At 43.8% G+C, this 5,720-nt stretch carries 6 protein-coding genes; 2 read left to right on the forward strand and 4 right to left on the reverse strand.

Annotation, left to right across the window (positions count from 1 at the left end; genetic code table 11):
* Positions 1 to 113: 113 nt before the first annotated feature.
* Together NLX71_RS25835 and ltrA are read right to left on the reverse strand one after the other, a co-directional pair.
* The gene (locus NLX71_RS25835; protein WP_309248994.1) at positions 114 to 470 is read right to left on the reverse strand and encodes a group II intron maturase-specific domain-containing protein; all 357 of its coding nucleotides are present in this window, start codon (positions 468 to 470) and stop codon (positions 114 to 116) included.
* Positions 467 to 1,384, reverse strand: a complete 918-nt coding sequence (gene ltrA, locus NLX71_RS25840) for a group II intron reverse transcriptase/maturase (RefSeq protein ID WP_254366650.1) — start codon at positions 1,382 to 1,384, stop codon at positions 467 to 469. Before ltrA ends, NLX71_RS25835 begins: the two co-directional genes overlap by 4 nt.
* Before the next feature lie 643 nt (positions 1,385 to 2,027).
* Here ltrA and NLX71_RS25845 point away from each other — a divergent pair.
* Together NLX71_RS25845 and NLX71_RS25850 are read left to right on the forward strand one after the other, a co-directional pair.
* Entirely contained in the window at positions 2,028 to 2,384 is a 357-nt protein-coding gene (locus NLX71_RS25845) for a hypothetical protein (protein WP_254366651.1), read from the forward strand.
* Positions 2,381 to 3,418, forward strand: a complete 1,038-nt coding sequence (locus tag NLX71_RS25850) for a hypothetical protein (protein WP_254366652.1) — start codon at positions 2,381 to 2,383, stop codon at positions 3,416 to 3,418. Before NLX71_RS25845 ends, NLX71_RS25850 begins: the two co-directional genes overlap by 4 nt.
* 709 nt (positions 3,419 to 4,127) lie before the next feature.
* On the opposite strand, the gene NLX71_RS25855 is transcribed toward NLX71_RS25850, so the two are convergent.
* Together NLX71_RS25855 and NLX71_RS26920 are read right to left on the reverse strand one after the other, a co-directional pair.
* A complete protein-coding gene (locus NLX71_RS25855) occupies positions 4,128 to 4,853 on the reverse strand; it encodes a phosphodiester glycosidase family protein (protein WP_254366653.1) in 726 nt (241 codons plus the stop codon).
* 477 nt (positions 4,854 to 5,330) lie between these two features.
* The coding region (locus NLX71_RS26920) for a transposase (RefSeq protein ID WP_309248993.1) at positions 5,331 to 5,720 on the reverse strand (390 nt) is incomplete at its 5' end.

Consider the following 5,720-nt stretch of genomic DNA (forward strand, 5'->3'; position numbering starts at 1 on the left):
CATTGATCCATACCTTTTCGCGTGCGCGTCGTAATCAGTTACGTATATGATCTCATGAATCCCGTCGTTTTTCTAGGGTAGAGTAAAGGGCTGGGGCTGCCAGCCCCTTCTCATCAAACCGTACGTGCGGTTTTCCCGCATACGGCTTTCCGACGTTCTTCACCGTGGGCAGTACGTACTCCCCATGAAGAGACGGTTTTCAGGCCGATGACATTAAGCATCTGATGAAGTTGGGCATGCTGTGCTTTCCTGCGTTTATGTTTCTTGTTCCAGAAGAGGATAAGCCGTTTGCGAATGTACCAGTCAATCTTACTCAGAAATCGGTTGGCAACTCCGGGGTCTATCGCAGCGTAGTAGTTTCGCCACCCTTGAATGATAGGATTCAATATAGCTATCCGTTCATTCAACGTGCCCTTCAAGAAACTTCGAGATCCTGTTACTTCCTTCACTCTGGCTCGCATCTTTTTCATCGCTTTTTGCGACGGAATCGTTCGCAAGATTCGAGCCGTACTGCCCCCTTTCTCATGACAGGGAATCGGCGGTGGTGATACCCTAGAAAGTCAAACCCTTGCGAGTCGTCCCAGATTTTAACCAACTTCGATTTCTTCGTGTTCATTGTCAGTTCCAATTTGGCAAGTATGGCTTTTAGCACACCGATGGCTTTAAGTGCTTGCTCTTTCCGATGGCATAGAATGACGAGATCATCCGCATAACGAACCAGTGTTCCTACATGGGCAAACTGTTTCTCCCATAACGTATCCAAATAATTCAAATAGAGGTTTGCCAGAAGCGGACTGATCACACCACCCTGCGGGCTTCCGATCTCCGTCTCGTGAAACTGATTCTCTTTCACGAATCCCGCTTTGAGCCATTTCCGAATGAGTTTCAGTATTCGCCGGTCGTTGATTCGTTGCTCGACCAGCTTCATGAGTTTCTCATGCGGGATGTTATCGAAATAGCTGGTGATATCCACATCAACCACCCAGTAGATCGACCCTTCATTAACGGTTTTCCTTATCCGTCGCGTCGCATCCTGTGTGCTCCGTTTCGGTCGAAATCCGAATGAACAGTCTTTAAAATCCGCTTCGAAAATAGGCTCCACGACGATTTTTGCTGCCATTTGGACCAACCGATCCCGAACTGTCGGGATTCCCAGCGGTCGCATTTTTCCGTCCCCTTTAGGAATATCTTGCCTACGTACAGGCTCGGGCCGGTAGGTGCCTTCTTTCAGCATGGTTATCGTCTCGTCCAGCAACTTCTCTTCCCCGTATTGATTCACGATGTGGTCAATCGTCATTCGATCGATCCCGGCACTTCCGCCATTGGCTTTGACCTGTTTCCATGCCATTTGCATGATGTCTTTCCGGTACAGCTTGTCATACAAAGCATGAAACCTTCTCTTCCGGCTTTCCTTAGCCGCAAGGTAGAGGGTCCGTTGGAGTTCTTGAACTTTACTTTGGTGTAGTTAGCCAATTCTCTGGCATTCACTCGCTCTTACCTCCCCGGTTTCCATGAACGAAGTGAGGGCCCTTCCCTCCGCAAGGTTATGTTGTCCTTGCTTCATTGGTAGTATGGCCCTCTCCGGCTCCCTTCCCGCGGCTCGCCATTTCGCATTTTAAACTGCTTATAGGTTCGCCGTTTACGGCGACTTGCCGCCGTGCGGGGGAGGGTCTCCCTAGTTCCAGACACAACTTTCACCACATGCCGATCCCTCTACACCGGAGAGTTCTTCCACGCTGCATTCCAAGTTCTTCGCGTGTTCCATGGTCTTCGCCTGCACCCCACGAGGCTCGACACTCTCTTGTCCCTTTCGGGTTTCAATTGACGATGCGGCAGGATTCACGGTTGTTACGGCCTGCGGTTTTGCGACTGCGCTCTGCGCAGTTTTCACAGGGCTTCAGCCGCCAGATTTCCCTGACGTCTGCCTGCTGGCTACGAGGCGGCTTGGTCCCTACCTCGGCTGAACTTTCATCAGCTAGTTGTGCCTAGCTTGGCTAGGCGCGCTGGGGAGTATTTGACGCTCACACATGCCTAGAATTTTAACTTTTGACTTCAGTAAACAAGAGGTTGAAAAACTTCAAAATGCCGGTTATAACGTTCATAAAGGTTCTACTGGATTACTTGCAGCTGACCAAGGACAATATTTCATGCCATGTGCAATCATTGATGTTGAAATCATGTTATTCAATGTCAGAGATGAAGCAATCAGCGAAATGTCTAACAGAAAGATGTCAGAAGGCTCAATAGAGGAGATGCCCTTTTTATTTCACCTGGTGGAAGAGATATGGAAAAAAGGCGGTATAACCATCTTATTTATTGATGAAGGTGTTTCACCACAAGACCTCAATTCTATTGGAGTAGAGCACGCTGGCGTGTTAATATGAGCAGGAAGTATATTCCCGGGTCGTTTTATGAAAATATAAAACAACAATTCGGAAACAGGGCCCCTGAACCGGAATTTCCGAAATATCGAGGTAGTTCCATTCAAACAACGGAATCTATCGTTGCACAGATTTATCAAAGGTTTGTTAGATCAGCTAAGCATTTGGTCTTTGCAGTTCAAAAAGATTTAACTGTCTTCGATGACGAGATTTGGATGCATAATCAAATATGGCATATACGAGATGATAGTGTTGATGGGGCGGCCCTGTGTCTAGAACTCCAAAAAAATGGTGACAAAGGATCAATCTTACTCCTTCCTTCGTTTGAAGCTAAAAATACTGATGTTGCCTTAGCACTAATTAAAGAATATTTTTCCATAGACAAATCCCATTTGTTCACCAAATCAATTCATGGGTGGCTTGAAGATTATAAACCTATCACTGTTAAGAAATTGAAACAAGAGAGAGATGAGTTTGTACAACAAGTAATAAAAAAATTGGAAGATTACGATGAAAAAATAAACGAAACACATGAAGCTATAAACTGGATGGATCACTTACTTGTTGGCAAAGATGACGTCTATGCGGAGGCAGTTGGCCTAGCATTAACCTATTTAGGGTTCGATGTTACTGATGTAGATAAATTGGCCGATACCGGTAACCGGAAGCGTGAAGATTTTCGTATACACGATGAGAATGGTTATTTTGCTCTTGTTGAAGCAAAAGCTACCGAACGAGGCGCCAATCAACAAATGATTCAAGATACCCAAGCACATCAACTCCGTTACTCAAGGGAATATCAGACGCATACCGTACCAGCGTTATTAGTTGTCAACCATTCATGCAAAAACCCTCCGGATAAACGCAGTGATTTTTATAAGGCTAGAGATATCCAAGAGGGGTTAATCGATAGTGCGATTACTGCCATTGATTCAGTTTTCTTACATGATTTATGCCAAAAAGTTCTGGCAGGCGAATTAAGTGCCCATGAAGCAAGATCAACCCTGGAGGCGGGGTGCGCTCTATTAGCGTTATGAGTGATAGTAATTGGTAAAAAATAGGAAAATAGGTTTCCTCGCCAATCTTTTTTTCACAATCAGTAAATTACATGCCCTATTCTTGTTTCAGTCTAACTTATTTCCCAAATCCTAACGATTCTCAACTTCAAATTTCGCTCAAATTCTATGGGTCCAGTATAACACTTTATCTTTCTGCGGACACCAATATGCGCTAATGCATGTCAAATATATCTGTTCCTCTTATTACACATTCACCATGGTTTAGAGCCCCGCCAGACTGTCTTTGTGGCCTGGTATCAGGATCGAGTCTGAATCGCAACTTTTATTTGGGAACTCTCGTTTGTATAGTTATACATAATGTGGAGGTGAACCATTTTGTTTAAAAGAGGCTTTTTCATCTCATCCATTACTGTTGTACTGCTATACTTCATTCTACCCATTATTTATATTGACCCTGCACGTTGGTTAGATACGATACAAAATGCAGAGGGCCACATCCAGTTTATTTCGAGAATGATCGTGGTCATCGTAATTAGTATTCCAGTCGGGCTCTCAATTGGATGGAGACATAAAGCAAATTCAACCTGGATAAAGGGCTTTATCGCGGGCGTAATTATTACACCCATCCTTTTAGGATTTCTGCTCCTCACGTTTATTTTGTTAAATATCGCTCCGTAGCATGAAGAAGAACTCCCCGTGATTTTGGGGAGTTCTTCTCTTCCTATGCTTACGACTTATTAATCAAGGTAACGATGTTCCAAATCTTCCGGCCGTCACCACCATTGACATAGATATTTACATTGTCGTTAGACAAGCAGCGCATCTGCGAAGAGCCACTGCCGTCAAGGAAGATACCATCAAAGCAACCTTCACTTTTCAGATAATCCCTACATGCATACATACTTTTCCAGCCTTTAGATGTTGCAAGAAACGCATAGGTTTCCGAACCGTTGTTTTTAAGACCAAGGCATGTTCTGTTCGTCAATGCAAATTCAGGATATAAGCCGCTCCATTCCTCATTTGTGAATACGGTGTCTTTCCAAGTGGAGTTGGAATCAATGCCAAGAGACAGGCTACCACCTCCAATCATTGCCCTGTACCGATGGTTATAGCCAAGTTGGTTTTTTACATCGGTAGTCGATGTCGCTCGAAGGATTGCTCCCTTTAACTTGTAGTTATCGAAGTAATCTTCGAAAATAACTACTGTCCCACGTGATTTATTTCCATATGCATTTGTTGATCCATGATCACCGTAGATACTGCTCCAGGCAATCGACAGCGATTCAGTTGGTGGATTGTTATATCCGTTAGGAGAGTTGAAAAACCCTCCATTAATACCGTAATCATTAACGGCCGAAATGTTATCCGCGATCTGTCTGGTTGTAATATTCGATACCGGAGTGACAATAGTATAAAAATCGGTTGTTTCCTTAAACACATAATTGATGGCCATGAGTAGTTCCCTCCCATTTTTTATATACCGGCGAGATAGATACCCTTCATGCTTATCTCGAACATTCAGGTATCGGCCAGATATATTCTAAAAGTGTGAACTAGGAAGCAGGAAACAACCCTGTTATTAAAAAATCGAATCTTTTTGGGCTAGCATCTAAATGCCGCGGCTAATCATAGTGTTCCAACCTAATTCAATTCTCGACAACTCGTGGCTATCCGTCCGTCGTTAACTGAAGATGGTCTTTGTGCGCCTCATGCTATAATGATAGAACACCCCTCATCATGCAAAATTCACTTGTTACCTTAATATAGAATATTGCGGTATAGTTTAGTTGATAATGAGAACAAACGTTCCTCTACTAGAGGTTATTTTTTCTCTAGAAATAGAACAAATGTTCTCAAAATGGTTGTTATTTTCCTAGCTTCTGACACTTTAATGGTATAGCACGCCTGTTGATTAACCAAATTATGTAATCTAAACAACCCTCTGGGGGTTATGTGTTTGCACAATATATTGAATCTTTACAAGCCATTCAGCAGGCAGCAGATGAAGAGCGAATAAACGTGTAAATCGGACAAAAGAGAGTTCCACATGCCGGGATATGGATGCAGAAGCAGAGTCAAACAGCCATTTCAGCAGAACGTACACCATCAATGCCGCAAATAACTGACCATAAACGGCGTTCTCTGTTGTCCCAAACAACGTAGGAATGTTCAAATGTTGCTTAATCCAACGAAAGAATACCTCTATCTGCCAACGAGCTTTGTACATCTGCGCGATTTGCTCAGCAGTGACCTGCATTAGGTCTGTGGCGACTCGGATTTCTCGACCTTCAAAGTCCCGAAAGATCACAACACGATGGCG

The sequence above is a fragment of the Paenibacillus sp. MZ04-78.2 genome (assembly GCF_024213375.1).
In the GTDB taxonomy this organism is placed as follows: domain Bacteria; phylum Bacillota; class Bacilli; order Paenibacillales; family NBRC-103111; genus Paenibacillus_G.